We start from the raw sequence: 24,914 nt of genomic DNA on the forward strand, positions 1-24,914 counted from the left end.
GGCCGCCGTCACCGTTCCGGCGCGAAGAACAGCACCTCTCCGGTGGCCGTGGCGGCGATCAGTCGCCCGCCGTGCCATACCGGGGTGGCGACGAAGGCGCCCAGGCGCTTGACGTGCTCCAGGCCGGCGTCGAGCGCATGGGCGCCGCCCGCGAACAGGCGCTCGCTGTCGAACTTGCCGGCAGCGTCGACGATGCGCGAGGCGTTCGCGGCGGCTTCGCCGGTGCGCCAGCGCCAGCGCGGCCCGCCGCCGGCGGCGTCGATCGCGTGCAGTTCGCCCTTCATCGACGCCGCGACCACCATATCCCCCATCAGGAGCGGCGAGGCGAAGACCCAGACCTGCATCGGATGCCGGTACAGCTCCCGGCCGCTGCGCTTGTCGAGCGCCAGCAGCAGGCCGGTGTCCGAGGTGGCGACGTAGACGCGCTCGCGGTCCTGCGCGGCGCTGGCGACCACCCAGCTTCCCTGCGCATCGTAGCGCCACCGCTGGCCTCCGGTGGCGGCGTCGAGCGCATAGAAAAAGCCGTCGCGCGCGCCCACATAGACCGTGTCGCCGTCCACGGCGGGCGAGGCCTGGATGCCGGTCATGACGCTCGTCTTCTGTTCCGTGCGCGTCTGGAAGCGCCAGCGCTCCTCGCCGCTGGCGGCGTCCAGCGCGTACACCGCCCCGTCCCAGCTGCCGACCACGACGTTCGCCCCGGCCAGCGCCGGCGACGAATGGACCACGCCGCCGGTCCGGTGCGCCCAGGCCAGCGCGCCGGTCTTCGCCTCCAGCGCGTACAGGTGCCCGTCGCTGCTGCCCACGTACACCTTGCCCTGGTGGACCAGCGGCGAGGACAGGTACAGGTCCCAGGGATCGGGCACCGGCTCGCCGCTGCGCGGCAGGCCGAACATGCCATGCGCGGCGAAGGCCCGTTCGCCACCGGTGCGGAAAGTCCAGACCGGCTTGCCGGTGGCGGCGTCAAGGGCGTGGACGCGCCCGTCACGGGACAGGAAGTAGACGGCACCGTCGTGCACCGCCGGTGTGGAGCCGATGCCCCCGCGCGCATGGAACAGCCATTGCAGCGCCGCGCCGGCGGCATCGAAGGCGTACAGGTTGCCGTTCTCGGCGGCGACGTACAGCCTGCCGTCCGCCAGCACCGGCGTGGCCCGGATCTCGGCATGGACCGCGAGGCGGTGGACCAGCTTGAAACCGCGGATGCCCGCGGGCGCATCCGCGCGTCCGCTGCGGCCGGCGTCGCCCTGCCAGGTCGGCCAGTCGGCACGGGCGGGAAAGGCCAGGGAGGCCAGGAGGACAAGGAGGGCGGTATGTCGTCGTTGCATGCGTGGTCCTTTCGCGTGAATGAGAAACCCGATTGTAGAAGCGAACCGCGCGCCGAACCTTCAGCCAGTCTTCAGGCCCGCGCCGGGCGGCCTGCCGCTTTCTGTCCCTATACTTGAGCCCATGCGAATACTCCTGCTCGAAGACGACCTGGCGCTGGGCCGCGCGCTGCAGTCGGTGCTGCAAGACGACGGCCATCTCGTCACCTGGGTGCGCCTCGGCGCCGATGCCGAGCGCCTGCTCGGCGAAGAGCCGTTCGCCGCCCTGCTGCTCGACCTCGGCCTGCCGGACGGCGACGGCATCGCCCTGCTGCGGCGCCTGCGCGCGGCCGGGCACGGCCTGCCCAGCGTGGTCATCACGGCGCGCGACAGCCTCGAGGATCGCCTGGATGGATTCGACGGCGGCGCCGACGACTACCTGATCAAGCCCTTCGACATTCCGGAACTGCTGGCGCGCCTGCGCGCCATGGCGCGGCGCGCAGGCGAGGCGCCGGCCGGCGCGGCGGATGGCGGGCCGGCCTGGACCCTGGGCGACCTGGTCCTCGATCCCCGGCGCCTGAGCGTGACCCGGGCCGGCCGGGCTCTGCCGCTGTCGCGCACCGAATTCGCGCTGCTGCATACGCTGGTGCGGCACGCCGACCGCATCGTGACCCGGACCGAGCTCGAAGACGGCGTGCTGCCCTACAGCGGCGGCCAGACGCTCGACGTCCATATGTCCAATCTGCGGCGCAAGATCGGCGACGGCTACATCCGCACCGTGCGCGGCGTGGGTTACATGGTGCGGCATGAGGGCTGAGCGTCCGCGCTCGCTGCTGCGGCGCCTGCTGGCCGGCTTCATGCTGGTGATGCTGGCGATCTGGCTGGCGGCGCTGGCGCACCTGGCCTGGCAGGTGCGCGGAGAGCAGCAGCGCCAGGCTGCCATCGTCAACAAGGCCTGGGCGCGCCAGATCATGCTGAGCGTGCGCCACGCGGCCCACGACCCGGACGAGATGGCGCGCATCGGCGCCGGCATCGAGAAGCTGCGGCAGGACATGTACCGCGAGGCCGGCTTCGACAGCCCGGCGCGGGTCGTGGTTCGCCACCACGGCCGCCTGCTCTACGATTCGGCGCCGGGGGCCGCGCCGCCGGCGGGCTGGGTGCGCTGGGTCGAGCGCGACGCCGCGGCGGACATCGTGGTGGAACGGCTCGAACGCCCGAACACGGACTGGCTGTTCACGCCTTCCGCCGCCAGCTACCTGCTTGCCCCCCTGGCCTATAGTTTGCCCTTCCTGCTGCTGCCTGCCTGGCTGATCGTACGGGTGGGACTGCGGCCCCTGCGCAGCGCGGCCGAAGCGGTGGCGCGGCGCGACGCGGCAGATCTCGCGCCCTTTGCCGCCTCTCCCTATCGCGAGCTGACGCCGCTGCTGCAGTCCATCAACGGCCTGATGGCGCGCCTCGCCGAACGGCTGGCGCGCGAGAAGGAATTCCTGGTCGACGCCGCGCACGAGCTCAAGACACCGCTGTCGGTGGTGCAGCTCAATGCCCATCTGCTGGAACATGCGCCCGATGAGGAACGGCGCGCGCACGCGGCCTCGGGCCTGCGCGAAGGGGTGGCGCGGGCCACCCACGCGATCCACCAGCTGCTGGCATTCGAACGCGCGCGCGGCAACGCGGACGGCGCGGAGCTGGCCCCGCTCGACCTGGCGGCGCTGGTGCGCCAGCGCATCGCGCTGGCCGCGCCGCTGGCGATGCAACGCGGGGTCGACGTCGCCTTCGAGGCGGCGCGTCCGTGCACGCTGGCGCTGCACCGTGAAAGCGTGGCGGCGCTGCTCGACAACGTCATCGGCAACGCCCTCAAGTATTCGCCCGTGCCGGGCGCGGTGACGGTCAGGCTCGATGGCGGCCTGCTGACGGTGACGGACCAGGGCCCCGGCATTGCGCCGGAACTGCGCGGCAAGGTGTTCGAGCGCTTCTACCGCGCGCCCGGCCAGGAGCAGCCCGGCAGCGGACTGGGCCTGTCGATCGCGGAGCGCGCGGCGGCGCGCAACGGGGCCCGCATCACGCTGGAAGACGGACCGGGCGGACGCGGACTGACGGTCGCGGTCAGCTTCGCATCCACGCCGCCGCGCTGAGCCGGCGCCTCATTCGCCTTTCGCCGGCCCCTTGCGGTGCGGCTTCTTGCCGCCGTCCTTCTTGAAGAATTTCTTCTTCGGCGCGGCGACCATCGGCGCTTCCGCCCCGTCGCGCGTCATGTTCAGCTGCTGGCCCGCCACCCACACCGTGCGCAGGTGCTCGATCAGGTCGGGCGTCATGTCGTCCGGCAGGTCGAGGGTGCTGTAGTCGTCGTAGATCTCGATGCGGCCGATGTACTTGGCCGGCATGCCGGCTTCGTTGGCGATCGCGCCGACGATATTGCCCGGCTTGACGCCGTGCTGGTGGCCGACTTCGATGCGGAAGGTGGCCATGCCCGGTTCCGGCTCGCGCGCGACACGCTCTTTCTTGAAGCCCGGCTCGCGCTGGGGACGCGCAGGACGCTCTTCCCAGGCGGCCTGCTCGCGCGGCGCGAACTCCGGTTTCGGTTCGCGGTCCGGCTTTTCCAGCAGCAGCGGCACGTCGCCGCGCGCCAGCTTGGCCAGGGCCGCGGCGATGTCCACCGCCGGCACGTTCTGCTCGCGCTCGTACTCCTCGATCAGCGAACGGAAGACTTCCAGTCCGCCTTCGGCCAGGGTGGCGGCGATCTGCTCCTTGAACTTCGCGATGCGCACTTCGTTGACCGCCTTCACGGTCGGCAGCTGCAGCGGCGCGACCGGCTGGCGCGTGGCGCGCTCGATGGCTTTCAGGAGGCCGCGCTCGCGCGGGGTGATGAACAGGATCGCTTCGCCGCTGCGGCCGGCGCGGCCGGTGCGGCCGATGCGGTGGGTGTAGCTTTCCGGGTCGGACGGCACGTCGTAGTTGATCACGTGGCTGATGCGCTCCACGTCCAGGCCGCGCGCGGCGACGTCGGTCGCCACCAGGATGTCGATCTTGCCGTTCTTGAGCTGCTCGATGGTGCGCTCGCGCTGTTGCTGGGCCATGTCGCCGTTGATGGCCGTGGCGGCGAAGCCGCGCGCCTGGAGCTTGCTGGCCAGCTCCTCGGTGCCCAGCTTGGTGCGCGCGAAGATGATCATGCCGTCGAAAGGCTCGGCTTCCAGGATGCGGGTCAGGGCGTCGAGCTTCTGCATGCCCGCCACCAGCCAGTAGCGCTGGGTGATGTTCTCGGCGGTGCCGGTCTTGGCCGCCACGGTCACTTCTGCCGGATCGCGCAGGTAGGTTTTCGCGATGCGCTTGATCGCCGGCGGCATGGTGGCCGAGAACAGCGTGGTCTGGCGCGATTCCGGCGTCTGCTGCAGGATGTGCTCGACGTCGTCGATGAAGCCCATGCGCAGCATCTCGTCCGCCTCGTCCAGCACGAGGGTCTTCAGCTGCGACAGGTCGAGCGAGCCCTTCTCGATGTGGTCGATCACGCGGCCCGGCGTCGCCACCACGACGTGCACGCCGCGGCGCAGCGCCGACAGTTGCGGACCGTAGCTCTGGCCGCCGTAGATCGGCAGCACGTGGAAGCCCTTGATGTGGGCGGCGTAGCTCTGGAAGGCTTCGGCCACCTGGATCGCCAGCTCGCGCGTCGGCGCCAGCACCAGCGCCTGCGGGGTCGCCTGCTTGATGTCGATGCGCGACAGGATAGGCAGGGCGAAGGCGGCGGTCTTGCCGGTGCCGGTCTGGGCCTGCCCCAGCACGTCGCGGTTGGCCAGCAGCAGCGGAATGGTGGCGGCCTGGATCGGCGACGGCGTTTCGTAGCCGACCTCCTTCAGCGCCTTCAGTACGGGCGCGGAGATATCGAGGTCGGAAAACGACGGGATGGGGGTGTCAGACATTGCAAAACTTTCAAAGTTAATACTAAAACGCCAGTTTACTCTCTTGGGCGGAGACGGCGGGCACTATTTGGAACGGGGTAAAAACAAAAGCCCCATGCGCCTACGACGCATGGGGCCGCACATGATACAGGTTCAGGCTACATCTTCTTCGCCGCGCACATCTTCGCGATGTAGGCGTCGTGCGAGGGCATCACCTCCACGCACTTGGCGATCACGCCGCGCACGCTGTCGAGGTACTCGGCAATATCTTCCTCCGACTGGGTGTCGGCCAGCGGGTGGTAGCCCTCGATCGGCATGTTCTGGCCTTCGAATACCTGGATCCAGCCGACTTCGGAAAACAGCTCGTTGTCGACCCGGACCACCCGGCCGCGCGAACGGTACATGTCCATCTTGTGGCGCAGCGTCTCCGGAATGGCCATGTTGGCGCATTCCTTCCAGTATTCGGAGTCGCTGCGCTGGTTCAGGTGGTAGTGCAGGATGATGAAGTCGCGGATGCGCTCGTAGTCGAAGCGCGACTGGCGGTTGTACTCGTCGCGGTCGACGCCGCTCCAGCCGCGGTCCGGGAAGAAGTCGAGCAGGCGCTGGATGCCGGACTGGATCAGGTGGATGCTGGTCGATTCGAGCGGTTCGAGGAAGCCGCTGGCCAGGCCCAGGGCCACCACGTTGCGGTTCCAGGCCTGCTTGTGCATGCCGGTCTGGAATTTGATGAGGCGCGGGTCCGCCAGCGCCTTGCCGTCCAGGTTGGCCAGGAGCGTGCTTGCGGCCTCGTCGTCGCTGATGAAGCGGCTGCAATACACATGGCCGTTGCCGGTGCGGTGCTGCAGCGGGATGCGCCACTGCCAGCCCGATTTGTGGGCGGTCGCGCGGGTGTAGGGCGTGATTGCCGGGGCCGATTCGCAGGGCACGGCCAGGGCGCGGTCGGCCGGCAGCCAGTGCGTCCAGTCCTCGAAGCCGGTCTGCAGGGTCTGTTCGATCAAGAGGCCCCGGAAGCCCGAGCAGTCGATGAAGAGTTCGCCCTCGACGCGCGTGCCGTTCTCCAGCTCGACCGCGTCGATGAAGCCATTGTCGGCGCGCTGGGTGGCGCGGGTGATTTTCCCTTCGATGCGCACCACGCCGCGCGCTTCCGACAGCTTGCGCAGGTATTTTGCGTACAGGCTGGCGTCGAAGTGATAGGCGTAGTTGATGTCGCGCAGCGGCGAATTCTGCACGTCGAAGCGCGGCGGCATGAACTTGCCCGCCCTGGCGGCCATGCGCGTGATCGAGTACTGCTCGAGCGGCGCCGCCTTGCCCGCGGCGCGCATCTTCTGCCAGTACTGGTCGAAAGGCAGCGTGGCCAGGTCCTGGCCCAGCCGGCCGAAACCGTGCATGTAGCGCTCGCCCAGCCGGCCCCAGTTGACGAACTCGATCCCCAGCTTGAAGCTGCCCTGGGTCTCGCGCATGAATTCGTTCTCGTCGATGCCCACCACGCGGTTGAAGCGCTGGATCATGGGGATGGTCGCTTCGCCGACCCCGACGATGCCGATCTCGTCGGATTCGACGAGGCGGATGTTGTAGCGGCCGTTCAGCACGGTCGCCAGCGCGGCCGCGGTCATCCAGCCGGCCGTGCCGCCGCCGACGATGACGATGTCCTTGATTGGTTCGGTATTCATGGATTTGCCCGTGACGAAAAACGACCCCTGGCAGGCGGATGCCCGGCAGGGGTCGATACTTTACCTCAGTTCAGCTTAGAACTTGTAGGAAGCGCCGAAGTGGTAGGTGCGGCCGTAGTCCACGCGGTTCGACGGATTGTTCTCGTCGGTGGTGTACTCCAGGAACGGTGCGTTGTTCCAGTTCTGCGCCTGGGCGAACAGGCTCACGCCCTTCAGCCAGCCGGACTGCACTTCGTAGGAGACCTGCAGGTCGACGATGGTGTCGCCCTTGATGAAGGTCAGCTGCTGGTTGTCCTGGAAGTCGGACACCTGGCCCAGGAAGCTCGAACGCTTGCGCGCTGCGGCGGCGATCTGGAAACCGTTCTTCTCGTAGTACAGGCGCAGGTTGCTGACCTTGCGCGACAGGCCCGGCAGCGGGATCGTGACCGAGTCGCCGTTCACGTTCGCGAAGCCGACTTCCGGCAGTTCGATGCCCGAGCGGGTGTCCGAGTGGTTGACCATCACACCGAAACCGTCCAGGTACTGCGAGACCATCGAGAACGGCACGTTGACCGCCAGCTCGTAGCCCTTGATGTTGCCGCCGTCGCCGTTGGTCGGCTGGGTGAACAGGCCCTGGGTCGAACCGGCGAACGGACCGGTGGTCGGCAGCGGGGTGCTCGGCGTGATGTACGGCGCGTAGTCGAAGGCGCGCGGCGCACGCAGGATGTAGGTGTCGAGCTTCTTGTAGAACACCGCGGCGCTGATGTAGCCCTTGTTGCCGAAGTACTTCTCGTACGACAGGTCGAGCTGCTTGGCGCGGAACGGCTTCAGCTGCGGGTTGCCGCCGCCGCCGGTCAGGATCGACACGCCCTGGGTCGCCAGCGCGAAGTTCTGGCCGGCGCGCAGGTCGTCGAGGTTGGCGCGCGAGACCACCTTGGCCGCGCCGAAGCGCAGCGCCTGGTCGTTGCCGAGGTCGAAGGACACGTTCAGGCTCGGCAGGACATCCCAGTAGCTGTCGCCATCGGAGACGCGCTGTGCCGGGCAGGTCTCGGCGGTGTTGCCGACGCAACGCGCCCTGTCGACCACGTAGCCGCCGCCGGTCTGGCGGGTGTGGACTGCCTGCAGGCCGACGTTGCCGCGGTAATCCAGGCCGAACAGCTGGCCTTCCAGGTCGCCCATGAAGTAGGCGGTGTTGATGCGCTCGGCCACGTCCCAGTACTTGTTGTAGATGTCGGCGTCGACCTTGTGGGCCAGTTCGTAGACCGAACCGAGCGAGCCGCGCGGGTCCCACGACACCACCTTGAAGCCGGAGGCGCCAGCCTGGGCGACATCGCTGCCCGGCACGGCGACCGCCGCGTAGGGGCCGCTGCCGCCCTTGATCAGCAGGCGGCCTTCGTCGCCGGTGCGCGACTTGTCGCGCGAGGTGTGGTTGAAGCCGTAGGTGGTGCCGGTGATCGGGCCCCATTCGACGTCGCGCTTGGCGGTCAGGCGCACGGCCTTGACCTGGTCTTCGACGTAAGGCTGGGCCAGGTAACCGGCCTGCGGCGAGGTTTCGCCGCCGGACCAGCCCATCACGTCGGTCAGGCGCGCGACGGCGCGGTCGGCGTAGTTGCTGCCCGGGGTGTACTTCACCTGGGTGACGTTGCCGCCATCGAAGCCGCTGTAGTTCAGGGTGTCCTGCTCGCGGCCGGCGATACCGGCGGTGGTTTCGTAGCGCGAGCCCAGCTTGGTGGCCTTCGACCAGGTCAGGTCGGCCGCGGTGGTCCAGTCGCCGATCTTCAGCTCGTTGTTCCAGCCGATGGTCTTGAGGTCGTCTTCGTTGCCTTCGTAGTGGTTGCGGACCACGCCCTTCCAGTTGCTGATGGTGCCGCTGGTGGCGACGCCGTTGGCGATGGTGGCGCTGCTCAGCACGTGCGGCAGCTCATACTGGCCGCCGCCGTTGAAGGCGACGCCGCCTTCGAAGCCGGTCTTCTTCAGGCCGGTTTCGCCGGCCGAGTAGAACAGGTCGACGGTCGACTTGAAGTTGCGGTTCGGACGCCATTGCAGCGAGGCGAAGGCGCCGTCGCGGTTGTGCGAACCGACTTCGGTGTCGTAGCCGAAGCCGCCCGGGGTCTTCACATCGGCGCCGTTGTACTGCATGGTGCCGGTGCCCCAGGAGTTGAACTTGGCCTGGCCGCCGCCCATTTCTTCATAGCGGGTGAAGCCCATCGCGACGCCGATGGTGCGGTTGGCGAACTGGTCGATGTAGGACAGGGTGTAGCGGTCGCCATCGCCTTCCGGCAGGCCGTCGCGCTGCTTCACGCCCAGGCGGCTCTTCTTGTAGCTGACGGCGACGGTGCGCTTGCCGAAGTCCAGCGGCTGGACAGTGCGCAGGTCGATGGTCGATGCCAGGCCCTGGCCGACGACGGTCGCGTCCGGGGTCTTGTAGATCATGATGGAACCCATCAGTTCGGCCGGGAACAGGTCGAACTCAGGGGAACGGGCGTTGCCGGTCGAGGCCATTTCGCGGCCGTTCAGCAGGGTGCCGTTGAAGCTCGGCGACAGGCCGCGCACCGAGATCTCGGCGGCCTTGCCCGAGCTGCGGCCGCGCTGCACGGCCACGCCCGGCAGGCGCGAGATCGATTCGGCGACGCTCTGGTCCGGCAGCTTGCCGATGTCTTCGGCCGACACGGCCTCGACGATCGAGGTGGAATTCTTCTTGATCGAGATCGCCGCTTCGATACCGCGGCGGATACCCGTGACGGTGACGGTCGAAACCGGCGCAGTCGCGCCCGGCGGCGTCGGCTCGGCGGCGGCTGCGGCCTGCTCGGCCGATGCTGGCGCGGTGGCTGCGCTCGAGGTCGCGTTGGTGGTAGTCGTGCTGTTGTCCTGCGCGTAGGCGCTGCCCGCGAACACGGACAGGAAAACGGCGCAGCCGGCGGCGACCGGGCTCAGCAGGAAGGCTTGGCGGACCGGCTCAGCGGCGCGCTTGGTTGCGAAGATACTCATTTGTCCCCTCAATAAAGACCAATAATTTTTTTCCCGAAACTACAGCGCGGCAGGCACCTTGCACGGCAGCCTCAAGCAAACGTGTTGCAACGTTCTGTCAAGGATTCTGTATTAAAACTAGATGCACTGTCAACGGGAGTTGCTTGTTACTACGATAATGGCATGTTTTATAGAAATCAGTCATCAAAACGCCGTGCGCACGTTGTATTTGGGCTACAACGGTGCATATGTGGGGTTGTAGTCTCACTACAAATGATGAAATTTTAAGCAAAATGGCTGAAAATGCACCAACACGGTGCAGACTTGGCGGGGCAAGTACATGGAGGACGGAGCCGGGGACAGGAACAAGTTTGCAGAAATCTGTACTTTGACTAGATAGCGAACACATCAAGTTTTTTGTACCTCGACTACTTCCGTAGTATTCTTCAGGCAACACAACTAGATCGGGCAATTCTTTCTTCCAGCGCGAGTCGTCTTGTACTGTAGTCTGACTACGATTTGTTGCGTCCGGAGGAGGAAGCCCTTACCGCTATGAGACAGCTCCTCGCCCTCCTCCTGCTCGCTAGCGCCTCGCTCGCCGCTTCCGCCCAGTCCTCCACCATCGCCCGCACGGAGCCGCCCTTCTGGTGGGCCGGCATGCAGCACAAGGGGCTGCAACTCATGGTGCATGGCGAGCGCATCGCCGAGCTCGAGCCATCGCTTGCCTATCCCGGCGTGCGGATCGCCACCGTCACCCGTGTGCCCAGCAAGAACTACCTGTTCATCGACCTCGAGATCGGCCAGGAAGCGAAGCCGGGCAGCTTCGACATCGTCTTCAAGGGCGCCGGGCGCCAGGCGAGCACCACCTACCGCCTGCTGGCGCGCGAAGCCGGGTCCGCCCAGCGCATCGGCTTCACCAGCCGCGATACGATCTACCAGGTCATGCCGGACCGCTTCGCCAACGGCAATCCCGCCAACGACAACACGCCGGACACGCGCGAAAAGGCCAATCGCGCCAACGGCGGCGGACGCCACGGCGGCGACATCGAAGGCATCGTCCAGCGCCTCGACTACATCCGCGACCTGGGCTTCACCCAGCTGTGGCCGACGCCGCTGGTCGAGAACGACATGCCGGCCTACTCGTACCACGGCTACGCCGCCACCGACCACTACCGCATCGACCCGCGCTACGGCAGCAACGAGGACTTCCGGCGCCTGTCGCTGGAGGCGAAGAAGCGCGGCATCGGCCTGATCCAGGACGTGGTGCTGTCGCACATCGGCAGCTCGCACTGGTGGATGAAGGACCTGCCGACGCCCGACTGGGTCAACTACGGGGGCAAGTTCGTGCCGACCCATCACCACCGCACCGCCGTGCAGGACCCCTACGCCTCGAAGGAGGATGCGGACAACTTCACGCGCGGCTGGTTCGTGGAGACCATGCCGGACCTGAACCAGAGCAATCCCCTGGTCGCGAACTACCTCATCCAGAACAATATCTGGTGGATCGAGTACGCCGGCCTCTCGGGCCTGCGCATCGATACCTTCGGCTATTCGGATGGCGCCTTCCTGTCCGAGTACACCCGCCGCCTGATGCAGGAATACCCGAACCTGAACCTGGTCGGCGAGGAATGGAGCACGCGCCCACCCGTGGTGGCGCGCTGGCAGCGCGGCAAGGACAACTTCGACGGCTACCGCGCCTCGACGCCGAGCCTGATGGACTTCCCTCTTGCCGAAGCGATGCGCACGGCGCTCGCCAAGGACAAGGGACACAACGTCTTCAACGAGGTCTACGAGACGCTCTCCCTCGACTACCTGTACCCGGAACCCGGCAACCTGGTGCTGTTCGAGGCCAACCACGACGTCTCGCGCATCTGGAGCGCGGTGGGCGAGAACTTCGACCGCTACCGGATGATGATGGTCTTCCTGATGACGATGCCGCGCATTCCCCAGCTCTATACCGGCGACGAGATCCTGATGACCAGCGCGACGAAGGAGCGCGACGACGCCAGCTACCGCCGCGACTTCCCGGGCGGCTGGGCGGGCGACAAGGTCGACGCCTTTTCCGGCCGCGGCCTGGGCGCGCAGCAGCGCGCCGCCCAGGAACTGGTGCGCAAGCTGGCCAACTGGCGCAAGGGCCAGCCGCTCATCCACAAGGGGAAGATGATGCACTTCGGCCCGCGCGACAATACCTGGGTCTACTTCCGCTACGAGGGCGCCAAGCGCGTGCTGGTCGCCTTCAACAACAATCCGAAGGAGATGGTGCTCGACACCGCGCGCTTCCGCGAGATGCTGGACGGCGTGCCGGGCGGCGTGGACGTTCTGACTGGCAAGCGCTTCGGCCTGGAAAAGGAACTCCGCCTGCCCGCCATGGCCAGCGTGGTACTGGAACTGGAGGCCGCCCGATGATGCCGCGTCTTCTCGCCGCAGCCGCCCTGCTGGCCTGCCTGCCCGCGATCGCCCAGGACAAGAACCTCTACGTGCGTGGCGGCTTCAATGGCTGGGGCACCGCGAACGCGCTCGCAAGCAAGGGCAAGAACATCTACGAGGCCGACATCCTGGTCGGCCCCGGCAACCACGGCTTCAAGCTGGGCAGCAAGGACTGGAGCGAGGAATGGGTGGTGGACGGCAGCCGCGGCGTGACCGTGACGCCCGACACCGCCTACCGCCTCGAGACCCGTCCCGGCCCGGAAGACTACCTGTTCGTGCGCCGCACCGGCACTTACCGCTTCACGCTCGACGCCTCCGACCCGGCCGCGCCGCAGCTGCGCGTGGTGCGCCTGGCGGACCAGCAGGCGGCCGGCCAGGCCGACCCGCACGCCGGCCGCCAGCCCGTCACGATGTCCTGGCCCACTTGGGACGGCAAGCAGGAAACAGCAAGTTTCTCGACGCCGGATGCGGGCGCCGCGCTGCGCAGCTATACGCACTCGACCACCATGGACCTGCGCGACCCGGGCCCGCAGCACGTGCAGTATAGCGAGCAGGCCGGCTTGCCGCGCGTCCGCACCGGCAACCTGGCCTTCGATGCCCTGTTCGCGCTGGCCGGCTTCGAGATGCGCCAGGATTCGGTGAGCCAGATCCGCGACGGCAACTACAACGGCGGCGCGCCGATTCCCTGCGAGTGCTTCGCCACCGGCGAGAAGTGGCCCTACGTCTGGACCCGCGATCTCTCCTACGCGGCTGACCTGGGCCTGGCGATGCTGGACCCGCAGCGCGTGCGCAATTCGCTCGAGTTCAAGCTGTCTGGATGGCGCGCCGGCCTTGCGCTTGCGTCGCAGGTGGCCGGGACGAAGGACGGCCTGCAGATCGTGCAGGATACCGGCAGCGGCGGCAGTTGGCCGGTCAGCACGGACCGCATCAGCTGGACCTTCGCGGCCGAGGAAGTCCTGCGCACCCTGCCCTCCGGCGAGCGGGCGGCATTTGCCCGCCGTGCCCTTCGCGCCCTGTCGAACACCATCGAGAACGATCGCATTGCCGCCTTCGACGCGTTGAGCGGCCTGTACATGGGCGAGCAATCCTTCCTCGACTGGCGCGACCAGAGCTACGCTTCCTGGATCCCGGGCGAACTGGCGGCGATGTCGACCTCGAAAGCCCTGTCCACCAATGTCGGCCACTACCAGGCCTTGACGCTTGCGGCGCGCCTGGCGCGCGAGCAGGGCGAGGCCGCGCGTGCGTCGCGCTACGAACACTGGGCCGCGAACCTGAAACAGGCCATCAATGCGCGCCTGTGGCTGAAGGACGCCGGCATGTACAGCAGCCTCACGGCCGGCCACCTCGACGGCGCGCCGCTGCACAAGTTCGACTGGCTGGGACAGTCGCTCGCCATCGTCACCGGCGTGGCGGACCAGGAGCAGGCCCGCTCGATCCTCTCCCACTATCCGCACGGCCCCATGGGCGCGCCCGTGATCTGGCCCCAGCAGCCGGGCATGCCGGTCTACCACAACCGCGCCATCTGGCCCTTCGTCACCGGCTACGGCCTGAAAGCGGCGGCGCGGGCCGGCAACGTCGCCGTGGCCGACGCGGCCTACGCGACCCTCATGCGCGGCGCGTCCCTGAACCTGTCGAACATGGAAAACCTGGAGTGGCTATCCGGACAGCCGCTGCTGCTGGACGAACGCAACCCTTCCCTGATCGGCCCCGTGATCAATTCGCGGCGCCAGCTGTGGTCCGTCGGCGCCTACCTGGGCATGGTGGTCGACACCGTGTTCGGCGTGTCCGCCACGGACGACGGCATCGCGCTGGCGCCGTTCGTGACCGCGAAACTGCGTCGCGAAACCTTCGGTGCCGCGTCCGAGATCGCGCTGCAGGACCTGCGCTTGCACGACAGGCGGATCGGCGTGCGTTTGCGCCTGCCGGCAGCGGGCAAGGAGGACGGCTACTACGCCATCGAACGCATCCTCCTGAACGGCAAGCCTGCAGACGGCACGATTCGCCTGGTCCAGCTTCAGGAACAGAACGACATCGAGATCGTGCTGGGCAAGCTGGTGACGGGCCAGCAGGCGATCCGGCGCGTGCAGGAGGACCCCTACGCCAGCGGCGGCGCGACCTTCGGCCCGCGCGAGCCCGCCATCGCTTCGCTCATGCGCGGCGCCGGCGGCGTCACCCTGACGTTCGCCCGGGAACAGGGCCTCGTCTACAGCGTCTACCGCGACGGCAAGCTGGTGGCCGACGGATTGCGCACCGGCGCGTGGGTCGACCGCAATGGCGGCGTCGCTGCCTGCTATGCCTTGGCGGCGCGCGACACGGCGAGCGGCAACCGCAGCCACCACAGCATCCCGCGCTGCGTCGGTGCCAGTATCGAGATCGGCGCCAGCGACCCACGCGTCGTCGCGACTATTCCGGCGAGCCCGCCGGATGCGCAGTTCTCCATGCCGCGCATCAAAGGTTGGGGCCGGCCCGGCGACCGCTTCGCCGTGGAGCGCATCGACGTGGCGACTCCTGGCCGCTACCAGGTCCAGCTGAGCTATCACAATGCCGCCAACGACCTGAGACTCGGGACCAGCAACGGCGTGAAATGGCTGGTGCTGAAGGATGCCGCTGGAAAGGCAGTGGCGCAGGGCGTCGTCCAGATGCCGCATACGCCGCCGGCGACGGCGACCACCTCGGCCGTGTATTCGACGCCACTGGCGGCCGACCTGAAGGCAGGCCGCTACCGCATCGAGATGGGCGACTTCTACAATATGAGCTATCTCGACAGTAACAGCAGCTTCAGCGGCGCCGGCGGCAGCAAGGGCCCGTACAACCGCGTCGACATCATGGGCGTGCGGCTGCTGCGCACGCAGTAGGCTTCAAGACGCTTCCACCTCGGGGACCTCGCGCGCTTGCCGGCGCGACGGTCCCTGCACCATCAGGGCCAGCCGCCCTTCCAGCACCCGGAACTCCAGCGGCATCGCCATCGTCGTCACCTCGCCGTCCGCCGCGACCTTCATGCGCTTGCGCCCATACACGGCCGGGGTGCGCACCGTCAGGCGCTTGAAGGCGAAGGCCTCCACATCGGCATCCTTCAGGCGTCCGAGCAGGCCGCGCACCAGCAAACCGAGCAGGCCCAGCTTGCCCATGGGGCGCGGCGCGATGGCGACCAGCTGGCCCTCCTCCACCGCCTCGGTCAGGCCATCCATGCCGACCTGTTCCAGCTGCAGGCGGTTGTTACCGACAAACAAGGTGGTGGTGCGCAGGCGGCGTTCCTTGCCGTCCTGCTCGAGCGTGATGCGCAGGTGGCGGTGCGGGCGCAAGGCGATCTTGATTGCCGAAAAGAAGGCGACCACGCGGCTGCGCCCGTACTGGCGCTTGTCGTGCTCGCGCTCTTCCAGCAGTTTCGGATACAGGCCGACGCTGGCGTTGACGAGGAAAATCTTGTTGTTGAGCAGGCCCACCTGCACCGGCCGCACCTTGGCACGCAGCAATGAATAGACGGCTTCGGCCAGGTCTTCAGGGATGCCGTGGGTGCGGCCGAAGTAGTTGAAGGTCCCCTGCGGCAAGACGCCGAAGGTGCAGCCGGCCAGGACGGCTTCGTGGGCCACCGTGTTGATGGTGCCGTCGCCGCCTGCCGCGACCAGGATGCCGCCTGCGGCCAGCGCCTGTTGCGCCATGTTGCGGGCGATCGCCTCCAGCTGCCCAGGGTCCTCGACTATTTCCAGGTGGCAGCTGCGGCCGGCCGCGGCCAGCACCGACTCGATGGTCGAACGGCGCAGCTCCGTTTCTGAATGGCCTGAACCGGCATTCAGGACAACGAAGATGGGTGCGTCGGGGCGCGGCTCGCTGGGCGGGTTGACAGGCATCGCTGGCTCGGTGAACGGTGGTGGTTTTTATGGCAACGCCATCCTACCACCGGCGCCTGCCGCGCTGCGTCAGCCCGCACACACAAGACTCAGTTCGCGGCCAGCGCCATCCCGTAGACGTTCACGCCCGGCTGCCCCTCGGCCAGCACGGCGAAGCGTTCATAGCGCATGCCCAGCTTGAGCAGCAGGCCGATCGAGGCCGTGTTATCCGGATTGACGATGGCGGCCAGGCGCGGGATGCCGAGGCTGCGCGCATGACCGGTGAGGGCGTGGGCGGCCTCGAAGGCATAGCCCAGGCCGCGATATGCCGGCAGGAAAGCATAGCCGAGGTCGACATCCTCGAGGGTATCGCGCTTGATCAGGCCGGACATACCCACAGGCAAGCCGTCCTCGAGGCGCTCGACCAGGTAGAGCGAGTGGCCGCGGCTGCGCTGCATGTCCACCGGGCCGGCCTCGATGGCCTGGGCCGCAGCCTCCAGCGTGCGCAGGCCGCGGTCGCCGATGTGGGTGATGAAATCGGGATCGTTGACGAGTTCCAGGTAGAAAGGCGCGTCTTCCGGGGCGGCCACACGCAGGCGCAGGCGTGCGGTCCTGAGGACTTCGCTCATGCGTCCACCGTCGGCCAATGGTCCGGGTCCTGCAGCAGCTGGTACATCACGTAGGCATCCACATAGCCCAGGCGCCGGTGGCGGAAGGCCTTGGGCAGGGTGCCGACGATGGAAAAACCGAGTTTCTTCCAGAGGCGGATGGCGGCGGTATTCGTGCTCACCACGTGGTTGAACTGCATCGCGAGAAAGCCCTGGGCGCGCGCCTCGGCCAGGCAATGCTCGCCCAGCATGCGGCCCACGCCGGCGCCTTGCGCCGAGGGGCTGACCATGAAGGAGGCGTTGGCCACGTGGTGGCCGCGCCCGACCTGGTTCGACAGCAGGCGGTACATGCCGAGCACGCGCCCGCCGCCGGACGTCGCCACGAAGCTCGTCACACCCGCGCCCAGCCAGTAGGCGTCGGCGGCTTCGCGCGAGGTGGCGGTGGTAAAGGGATAGCTGTCGCCGGCGGCGACGTGGGTGCTGAAGATGCTCCACATCGCTTCGAAGTCCTGCTCGCCGGCGGGGCGGATCTGAATGTCTTTCACGACTGTCGGAACGCGTTACTGAACTGGAAAGCGTTCTATTCTAGCCGCAAACCGATCCGGTCTTCATCCGATTTCGTTACGTATTGTGCGAGCCATGCGAGGGGATCCGGAAATCGGTGGCGGCCGGCCGGCCCGGCAGGTGCAGGGTCGCCTGGGCGGGCGGCATCTCGGACACGATGGCGCCACGCCGCACCACCAGCCGGCGCGCCGCGCGCAGGCGGATCGCCTCCACCGGCGAGCCGGCGTCGAGCAGCACCAGGTCCGCATGGCTGCCGGTGCGGATGCCGTAGCCTTCGAGCCCGAGGATGCGCGCCGGGGTGCTGGTCACGGCGGTGAAGCAGGCCTGCATCGCCTCCACCCCCGTCATCTGCGCCACGTGCAGGCCCATGTGCGCCACTTCCAGCATGTCGCCCGAGCCCATGCCGTACCAGGGATCGAGCACGCAGTCATGGCCGAAAGCGACGTCCACGCCGGCGGCCATCAGTTCAGGCACCCGGGTCATGCCGCGCCGCTTCGGGTAGCTGTCGTGGCGGCCCTGCAGGGTGATGTTGATGAGCGGGTTGGCGATCGCCGCGACCCCGCTTTCCGCGATCAGGGGCAGCAGCTTGCTCACGTAATAATTGTCCATCGAGTGCATGGAGGTCAGGTGCGAGCCGGCCACCCGTCCCTGCAGGCCGAGGCGCTGGGTCTCGAAGGCCAGGGTTTCGATATGGCGCGACATCGGGTCGTCGGTCTCGTCGCAGTGCATGTCCACGCGCAGGCCCTTGTCGGCCGCGAACTCGCACAGCAGGCGCACCGACTCGGCGCCTTGCGCCATGGTGCGCTCGAAGTGGGGAATGCCGCCGACGACGTCCACGCCCATGGCGATGGCGCGCTTCAGGTTGTCGAAGGCGCCCGGGCTGCGCAGCAGGCCGTCCTGGGGAAAGGCGACCAGCTGCAGGTCGAGATAGGGAGCGACGCGCCGCTTCACGTCGAGCAGGGCCTCGACCGCCAGCAGGCGGTCGTCGCAGACGTCGACGTGGGTGCGGATCGCCAGCAGGCCGCGCGCCACCGCCCAGTCGCAATAGCGCAGCGCGCGCTCGACCAGGGCTTCCTGGCTCAGCTGGGGCTTGAGTTCGCCCCATACGCGTATGCCTTCGAGCAAGGTTCCGCTGCGGTTCACGCGCGGCAGGCCATAGCTGAGCACGGAATCCATGTGGAAATGGGCATCCACGAAAGGCGGGCTGACCAGGTCGCCGCCGGCATCGATTTCGCGCGCACCCTGCGCCCTCATCCGCTGCTCCACTGCGACGATGCGTTCGCCTTCGATGCCGATATCGATGCCATGGCTGCCGTCCGGCAACGTCGCATTTCGAATCACGAGGTCCATGCAAGCTCCTTGTCTGGTTTTCCAGATTGTAGCCATTTCCTTCGAGCCAAGCCTGCCGGAAGCAAGTGACCGTGCTGCACTGCAATATCTTTGTTGTAAAACAAAAAAGAAGTGCTTTGCAAGCGCGGCCTTTCATGGCTACACTAGCCGATATTGCAGTGCGCCATAAAATGACCGACAAGGAATTCGTATGACTTCACTTCCCGAGCAATTCAACGCAGCACGCAAGGCCCAGTTCGAAGCCGGCTTCGATATCTTCCACTCCCTCGCCAACCAGGCTTTCGAGAGCGCCAGCCGGGTCGCGGCCCTCAACCTGGCCACCTCGCGCGACGCGCTCGAACGGTCGGCCCGCACCGCCACCGCCCTGTTCGCCTCTCGCGACCCGCGCGACCTTCTGATGCTGGGCGGACACGCCGAGGAGCAGGTGCGCAGCCTGTTCTCCTATGGACGCGAGCTGATGAGCATTGCCGGCGGCATCAAGCCCTATGCGGTCCGCACGCCGGTGCTGTCGGGCGCCAATGTCGAGACGGTGGCATTCAAGGCCGTCGCTCCGGCTCCGGCTCCGGCTCCCGCTCCCGCTCCTTCACCTGCTCCTGAACCCGTCATGGCAGCGGCGGCACCGGAAGCTGCCCCGAGCGAGCCGCTCGTGGTCGCCGAGCCGGAACCACCGGTCGAGCTGATCGTCACAGCGACCGAACCCGCGCCGGCCCCGGTGACCGAACCAAAGGCCATCGCCAAGGCAGCCGGCAAGGGCACGGCCCGCGCCGCCGTCGTGCCGCATCCGGCCGCCGCACCGGTCGCAGCAGCTGAGGAAGCCGGGGCGCCGAAGGTCGAGCTGCCCTCCTCTCCCCGTCGTAAGAAGTAGAGCCTCGCGCTGCGCCTGATTGGTAAAGCGACTACACTAGCGGGCTTCGGCCCGCTTTTGTTTTTTGGGCGCAAAAATCTCCTAGGAAATACTGCATGAGTCTCGCAAGGCTGATCGGCGGCTTCGTCCGCCGTCACTGGCCGGCCTATGTCTCGTCGGCATTCATGCTGGCCGGCGTGGCCATCTGTACGGTGCTGATTCCTCGCAAGGTCGGCGCCCTGATCGACGGCCTGGCGGCGCATAGCCTCGACGGGCGCGCGCTGCTGCTCGGCCTGGCCCAGCTGCTGGGTCTCGGTTTGGCCATCTACGTGCTGCGGGTCGGCTGGCGCATCCGCCTGTATTCGGCCGCCTACAACCTCGGCGTCGAGCTGCGCACGCGCCTATATGCGCGCCTGTCCGCCCAGGGGCCGGGCTTCTACCAGCGCCAGCGCACCGGCGACCTGATGGCCCTGGCCACCAACGACATCGACGCCATCGAAATGGCGGCCGGAGAAGCGATGCTGGCCGGCTTCGACGGCACCCTCACCTTGGTCATCGTGATCGGCATCATGACCCTCGGCGTGGATGCGCGCCTGGCCGGCGTCGCCCTGCTGCCCTTCCCGCTGATGGCCTTCGCCTTCTGGCGCATCTCGACCCAGGTCCACCATGCCGAAGCGGATGCCCTGAAGCGTTTCTCAAGCCTGAACGACCACGTGCAGGAATCGCTCTCCGGCGTGCGCACCCTGCGCGCCCTCGGTCTGGAAAGCCGCAGCGCCTCTCAATTCAGCGAGCTGGCCGGCAATGCGGCGAACGCCAGCCTGAACGCCCAGCGCTGGGAAGCGGCCTACGAGCCGGCCGTCGGCCTGACGCTCACCGCCGCCACCGGCCTCACGCTCGGCCTGGGCGGCTACCTGGTCTGGAACGGAGAGCTCACGGTCGGCGACCTGACCAGCTTCACGATGTACCTGGGCCAGCTGATCTGGCCGATGTTCGCGGCAGGCTGGGTGCTCTCCCTGATCGAGCGCGGCCGCGCCGGCCTGAACCGCCTGCAGCCGCTGCTGGACGCGCCGCTCACCGTCGAGGATACGGGCACCCTGGCGAGCATCGGGCGCGGCGCGCTGGCGGTCGACCGGGTCACGTTCGCCTACCACGAGGCGGAAAAGCCGGCGCTGGACGGGGTCTCGGTGACGGTGGAGCCGGGCCAGACCCTGGGCCTGGTCGGCCCCACCGGCGCCGGCAAGTCGACCCTGCTGCGCGTGCTGCTGCGCCAGGCCACGCCGCAAAGCGGCATGGTCACCTGGGCCGGCCAGCCTCTCACGGCTTACCGGCTGGAGGCCCTGCGCTCGGCCATGAGCTGGGTGCCGCAGGAATCCTTCCTGTTCTCCGCCACCATCGCCGAGAACATCGCGCTGGCCCGCCCCGGCGCCTCGCGCCTTGATGTCGAGGAAGCGGCGAAGATGGCTTCGATCCACGACGACATCCTGCGCTTCCCCTACGGCTACGACACGCCGGTCGGCGAAAAAGGCATTACCCTGTCGGGCGGCCAGCGCCAGCGCGTGGCGATCGCGCGCGCCCTGCTGGCCGACAGCGCGCTGCTGCTGCTGGACGACGCCCTGTCGGCGGTCGACACAGGCACCGAGACCCGCATCCTCGAGCACCTGGACGAACTCCGGGCGGCGCGACCCGAGCGCGCCGCCATCATCGCCAGCCACCGCCTGTCCGCCGTCGCCGGCGCCGACCGCATCGTGGTGCTGCGCGATGGCCGCATCACGGAATCCGGCACCCACGACGAATTGCTCGCATTGGACGGCTGGTATGCCAGCCAGTGGCGTTACCAACAACTTGAGGCAAGCATCGATGCCGATTGAAGAAAAAGAAGACAACAAGGATATGCGCACCCAGGCCCGGCAGGCCGCCGGCCTGCTGCGCCGCGCCGCCGATCCGGACAAGCGCCACCTGTATTGGGCCACCTTCTGGCTGGCCATCGCGGCCGGCCTGGAAGTCGTCGGACCGCTGCTGGGCAAGCTGCTCATCGACGAGCACCTCCTGACGCGCAACCTCGACTGGCCGCGCATGTCCCTGCTGCTGGGCGGCCTGGTCATCACGGGCTGGGCCTCGTCCTGGATCCGCTACCTGCAGCTGATCCGCCTCTCCGGCCTGGCGATGCGCTCGGTGCGCCGCCTGCGCGAAAGGGTCTATGGCCACGTGCTGCGCCTGCCGATGGCTTTTTTTGACCGCGCCATCACCGGCCAGCTGGTCAGCCGGGTGACCAACGACACCGAGGCCGTCAAGACCCTCTACATCCAGGTGCTGTTCGTGATGCTCGACTCGACCATCGTGCTGGTCGGAACCATGATCGCGATGGCCTGGCTCGACTGGCGCCTGATGCTGGTGGTGCTGGCCCTGGTGCCGGCGGTGGTGGGCATCGTCTGGCTCTACCAGCGCCTGTCGGCTCCGGCCGTGACGCGCGCCCGCGCCCTGCGCAGCGACATCAACGGCCAGATGGCCGAGTCGATCGGCGGCATGAGCGTGCTCCAGGCCAGCAACGCCCAGGGTCGCTTCGGCGAGCGCTTCCTGACCACCAACCGCGCCCACCGCAAGGCGCGCCTGGCCGAACTGCGCGCCAACGCTCTTTTGCTGCGCCCGGCGCTGGACCTGCTCAATGTGGTGCTGCTCACCATCGTCATCTACGGCTTCGGCCAGCGCCAGATGAATGCGGTGGAAGTCGGCGTGCTGTATGCCTTCATCAGCTATATCGCGCGGGTGGTGGAGCCCCTCATCCAGATCACCATGCAGTTCAGCGGCCTGCAGCAGGCGGTGGTGGCGACGGCGCGCGTCTCCGCCCTGCTCGATGAAGGCGGCGCCGCCGAGCACGTGGCCGGCCGCTTCGAGGACGCAGCGGCCTTCGATCCGAAGGCGCCTGCCGTGCGCGTGCGCGGCGTGAACTTCGCCTACGTGGCGGGCCAGCGCGTGCTGCACGACGTCTCGCTCGACATCCCGCAGGGCGCCTTCTTCGGCATCGTCGGCCATACCGGCAGCGGCAAGTCGACCCTGCTCTCGCTGCTGCTGCGCTACTACACGGCGGACGAGGGAACGATCGAGATCGGCGGCTTGAGCCTGGCGGCGATCGGCAACGAGCGCTTCCGCAATGAAGTCGGCCTGGTGCCGCAGGATCCCTTCATCCTGGCCGCCACCGCGCGCGAGAACATCGACATGGGCCGCGGCCTGCCGCTCGAACGGATCGAGGCGGCCGCGCGCGCGGCCCATGCCCACGACTTCATCGCGGCGCTGGAACAGGGTTACGAGACCCAGCTCGGCGAAGGCGGCTCGCGCCTCTCGTCGGGCGAGAAGCAGTTGGTGGCGATCGCCCGCGCCCTGGCCGGCGAACCGCGCATCCTGCTGCTGGACGAAGCGACCTCGCGCATCGACAGCGCCACCGAGCAGATCGTGCAGGAAGCGCTGGAAGAGTTGCGCGGCAAGGTGACCATCATCGCGATCGCCCACCGCCTGTCGACGATCCGCGCGGCCGACCGCATCATCGTGCTGAACCACGGACGCATCACGGAGGCCGGTTCGCACGAGGACCTGATGCGCATCGAGGGCGGCTTGTACCAGCGGCTCTACCTGCTGCAGCAGATCGCGGTCTAGCCGTGCCCCGGGGGCAGCAGGCGCCGCGCATTGCGGCGCTCGATATCCCGCAGCACGCGCGTGGCGACGCCGTCGAGCGCCGCGAAGTTCTTGCCCAGGCCCCGGCGCAGCGCTTCCGGAACGCTGCCGCCGCACCAGCCCATCTGCATGCACAGTTCCAGCGTGCGCACCGAGTCGGGGCCGCAATCCATTCCCAGGCGGCAGGCGACCAGCGTGGCGCCGTAGGGCACGCCCAGCGCGGTCGAATCGCGCTCGGGCGTCATCGCCGGCGCCATCTGCGCCTCGATCGCCGGTGCGACCAGCGAGGCGATGACTTCCGGATTGCCCTGCTCGAAAGCCGCCACCAGCATCTTCGCCCCGCCTTCCGGACCATCCGCGGACAGGTAGTCGAACATGCTGCCCAGCAGCGGATCGGTACTCAGGCCGATGTTGCGCGCCGCGGCCAGCTCGCGCCCGGCGTCCGCCAATCCCTCGGCCGTGAAATCACAGCGCTGCCGCAGGGCTTCGGCGGCGTTCCTGCGCTCGGGCGGAAGCGCGGACGGCGTGGCCTTCAACACGAGCCCGCAAGTCTCGAGTACCCGCATCGCATAGAAATAGGCGCCGTTCCCGGGTTTGCGCAAGGCTTCGTAGAAGAACACACGCAGGTTGCGGGCGCCCGCGTATTTCGCATGCATGTCGCGCCAGCCCGATTCCGGCTGCACGGGTGCCGGCGACGCGGCCGTGGCGGGCGGCGTGCTGCGCACGGGAGCGAGGGCCAGCTTGACGGGTGTCGGCGCGGGCACGTCGACAGTCACGGGCGCGGGCGGCGGAACGGTCAGCGCCACCCCGCCCGCAAGCAGGATGGCGAGCACGGCGCCGACTGCGATTTCACGGAGTCTCATGCCCGGGATAGTATCAGGCCCGGCTCCAGTTGAAACAGCCGGCCGGCGCCCCCGCCCCGCTTACCAGCCACGCGCCGTGCTGGTAGAAACCCCAGCGCCGTTCCGGCGCCACCGCGACCACCACCACGCCCATGGCGCGGTCGCTCCATACCAGGCGCGCATCGAGGGCGTCGAGCGCGGCGAAGACCTCGCGCGGGCCGGCGCCAGGCGCGAACACCACGGTGGCGAACTGCGTCTGCGCCGGCGGGAGCAAGGCCCAGGCGCCGGCGCCGGATGTGAGCAGTCCCAGCACCAGCATGGCCGCCGCGCCGTGCATGCCTGGCCCGCCGCCCCTTCGGCCCAGGCGCCAGCCCAGCAGCAGCGGCACGATGCCGAACAGCGCGAGCCACAGCAGGTCCCAGGCAAGCGGATCGGGACTGTCGATGCGGATGCGGTGGATGCCGAGCAGCCAGTGCGACAGCAGCGTGTCGACCACATGCCAGATCCCGAAGCCGACCAGCACCGCGCCCACCAGGGGCCAGCCCCAGTCGCCGGCGCCCTGCCGGTGCAGGCGCCACAGTCCGATCAGGCCGGCCAGGGCGATCAGGTACATCAAGGCATGGAACCACCCGTCCCACAGCACCTGCAGGCGCAGGTCATCGATGCCCGGCACCAGGCTGAGCAGGTGGTGCCATTGCAGGATCTGGTGCAGCAGGATGCCGTCGAAGAAGCCGCCCAGCGCGAAGCCGAGGACGGCGCCCCAGCGGGCCCAGTGTGTCTTCCACATCGCATTCTCCCGAAGGCCGAAGGTCCGGCCGAGTATAGCCGGACCTTTTTGCGGCCGAATGCACCGTTCGCCGCGGAATCACTAGCCGCGCCGGGCCCAGGCCACTCCCCCCGCAACAAACACCTCGGTGTCAGGTCTGACATTCGGACACGAACTCAACGTTAAACGCTTCCCAAGGCTGAGCTCGTGTCTATT

General features: G+C 67.9%; 17 protein-coding genes. 7 read left to right on the forward strand and 10 right to left on the reverse strand.

What is annotated here, in order from left to right; all coding sequences use genetic code 11:
* Nucleotides 1-8 precede the first annotated feature (8 nt).
* Nucleotides 9-1,322, reverse strand: coding sequence for an outer membrane protein assembly factor BamB family protein (locus tag NX780_RS02930; protein WP_258826362.1), 1,314 nt, complete (start codon nt 1,320-1,322; stop codon nt 9-11).
* Nucleotides 1,323-1,443: 121 nt separating this feature from the next.
* Here NX780_RS02930 and NX780_RS02935 point away from each other — a divergent pair, with 121 nt between their 5' ends.
* A complete protein-coding gene (locus NX780_RS02935; protein WP_258826363.1) occupies nt 1,444-2,115 on the forward strand; it encodes a response regulator transcription factor in 672 nt (223 codons plus the stop codon).
* Nucleotides 2,105-3,430, forward strand: a complete 1,326-nt coding sequence (locus tag NX780_RS02940) for an ATP-binding protein (protein ID WP_258826364.1) — start codon at nt 2,105-2,107, stop codon at nt 3,428-3,430. Before NX780_RS02935 ends, NX780_RS02940 begins: the two co-directional genes overlap by 11 nt.
* A gap of 9 nt (nt 3,431-3,439) precedes the next feature.
* Here the strand turns inward: NX780_RS02940 and NX780_RS02945 are convergent, their stop codons facing one another.
* From NX780_RS02945 to NX780_RS02955, 3 genes are all read right to left on the reverse strand, one after another.
* Complete coding sequence (locus NX780_RS02945) at nt 3,440-5,209, reverse strand: DEAD/DEAH box helicase (protein WP_258826365.1); 1,770 nt, start codon at nt 5,207-5,209, stop codon at nt 3,440-3,442.
* A 137-nt stretch (nt 5,210-5,346) separates the two neighbouring features.
* Nucleotides 5,347-6,858 carry a tryptophan halogenase family protein gene (locus tag NX780_RS02950; protein ID WP_258826366.1) on the reverse strand — a complete coding sequence of 504 codons (1,512 nt, stop codon included), beginning with the start codon at nt 6,856-6,858 and terminating at the stop codon, nt 5,347-5,349.
* A gap of 75 nt (nt 6,859-6,933) precedes the next feature.
* The gene (locus tag NX780_RS02955) at nt 6,934-9,825 is read right to left on the reverse strand and encodes a TonB-dependent receptor (RefSeq protein WP_258826367.1); all 2,892 of its coding nucleotides are present in this window, start codon (nt 9,823-9,825) and stop codon (nt 6,934-6,936) included.
* Between the two features lie 531 nt (nt 9,826-10,356).
* Here NX780_RS02955 and NX780_RS02960 point away from each other — a divergent pair.
* Together NX780_RS02960 and NX780_RS02965 are read left to right on the forward strand one after the other, a co-directional pair.
* Entirely contained in the window at nt 10,357-12,210 is a 1,854-nt protein-coding gene (locus NX780_RS02960; protein WP_258826368.1) for a glycoside hydrolase family 13 protein, read from the forward strand.
* Nucleotides 12,207-15,086: an MGH1-like glycoside hydrolase domain-containing protein gene (locus NX780_RS02965; RefSeq protein ID WP_258826369.1), complete on the forward strand. Its 2,880-nt coding sequence runs from the start codon at nt 12,207-12,209 to the stop codon at nt 15,084-15,086. The genes NX780_RS02960 and NX780_RS02965 overlap by 4 nt, the downstream gene beginning before the upstream one ends.
* A gap of 3 nt (nt 15,087-15,089) precedes the next feature.
* On the opposite strand, the gene NX780_RS02970 is transcribed toward NX780_RS02965, so the two are convergent.
* From NX780_RS02970 to NX780_RS02985, 4 genes are all read right to left on the reverse strand, one after another.
* The gene (locus NX780_RS02970) at nt 15,090-16,079 is read right to left on the reverse strand and encodes a diacylglycerol/lipid kinase family protein (RefSeq protein WP_258826370.1); all 990 of its coding nucleotides are present in this window, start codon (nt 16,077-16,079) and stop codon (nt 15,090-15,092) included.
* A gap of 89 nt (nt 16,080-16,168) precedes the next feature.
* Nucleotides 16,169-16,687 carry a GNAT family N-acetyltransferase gene (locus tag NX780_RS02975; RefSeq protein ID WP_258826371.1) on the reverse strand — a complete coding sequence of 173 codons (519 nt, stop codon included), beginning with the start codon at nt 16,685-16,687 and terminating at the stop codon, nt 16,169-16,171.
* Nucleotides 16,684-17,211: a GNAT family N-acetyltransferase gene (locus tag NX780_RS02980; RefSeq protein WP_258826372.1), complete on the reverse strand. Its 528-nt coding sequence runs from the start codon at nt 17,209-17,211 to the stop codon at nt 16,684-16,686. The genes NX780_RS02975 and NX780_RS02980 overlap by 4 nt, the downstream gene beginning before the upstream one ends.
* Before the next feature lie 76 nt (nt 17,212-17,287).
* Nucleotides 17,288-18,580 (reverse strand): amidohydrolase family protein, encoded by a 1,293-nt coding sequence (locus NX780_RS02985; protein ID WP_258826373.1) that lies wholly within the window; start codon nt 18,578-18,580, stop codon nt 17,288-17,290.
* A 190-nt stretch (nt 18,581-18,770) separates the two neighbouring features.
* Here NX780_RS02985 and NX780_RS02990 point away from each other — a divergent pair, with 190 nt between their 5' ends.
* The 3 genes from NX780_RS02990 (at nt 18,771) to NX780_RS03000 (ending at nt 23,072) form a co-directional block, all read left to right on the forward strand.
* Nucleotides 18,771-19,445 carry a phasin family protein gene (locus NX780_RS02990; RefSeq protein ID WP_258826374.1) on the forward strand — a complete coding sequence of 225 codons (675 nt, stop codon included), beginning with the start codon at nt 18,771-18,773 and terminating at the stop codon, nt 19,443-19,445.
* Between the two features lie 95 nt (nt 19,446-19,540).
* Nucleotides 19,541-21,292 (forward strand): ABC transporter ATP-binding protein, encoded by a 1,752-nt coding sequence (locus tag NX780_RS02995; RefSeq protein ID WP_258826375.1) that lies wholly within the window; start codon nt 19,541-19,543, stop codon nt 21,290-21,292.
* The gene (locus NX780_RS03000; RefSeq protein ID WP_258826376.1) at nt 21,282-23,072 is read left to right on the forward strand and encodes an ABC transporter ATP-binding protein; all 1,791 of its coding nucleotides are present in this window, start codon (nt 21,282-21,284) and stop codon (nt 23,070-23,072) included. Before NX780_RS02995 ends, NX780_RS03000 begins: the two co-directional genes overlap by 11 nt.
* Here the strand turns inward: NX780_RS03000 and NX780_RS03005 are convergent.
* Both NX780_RS03005 and NX780_RS03010 read right to left on the reverse strand, forming a co-directional pair.
* A complete protein-coding gene (locus NX780_RS03005) occupies nt 23,069-23,953 on the reverse strand; it encodes a hypothetical protein (protein ID WP_258826377.1) in 885 nt (294 codons plus the stop codon). The genes NX780_RS03000 and NX780_RS03005 overlap by 4 nt on opposite strands.
* Before the next feature lie 13 nt (nt 23,954-23,966).
* A complete protein-coding gene (locus NX780_RS03010; protein ID WP_258826378.1) occupies nt 23,967-24,719 on the reverse strand; it encodes a DUF2243 domain-containing protein in 753 nt (250 codons plus the stop codon).
* Nucleotides 24,720-24,914: the final 195 nt, after the last annotated feature.

The organism is Massilia agri, from assembly GCF_024753255.1.
In the GTDB taxonomy this organism is placed as follows: Bacteria; Pseudomonadota; Gammaproteobacteria; order Burkholderiales; family Burkholderiaceae_D; genus Telluria; species Telluria agri.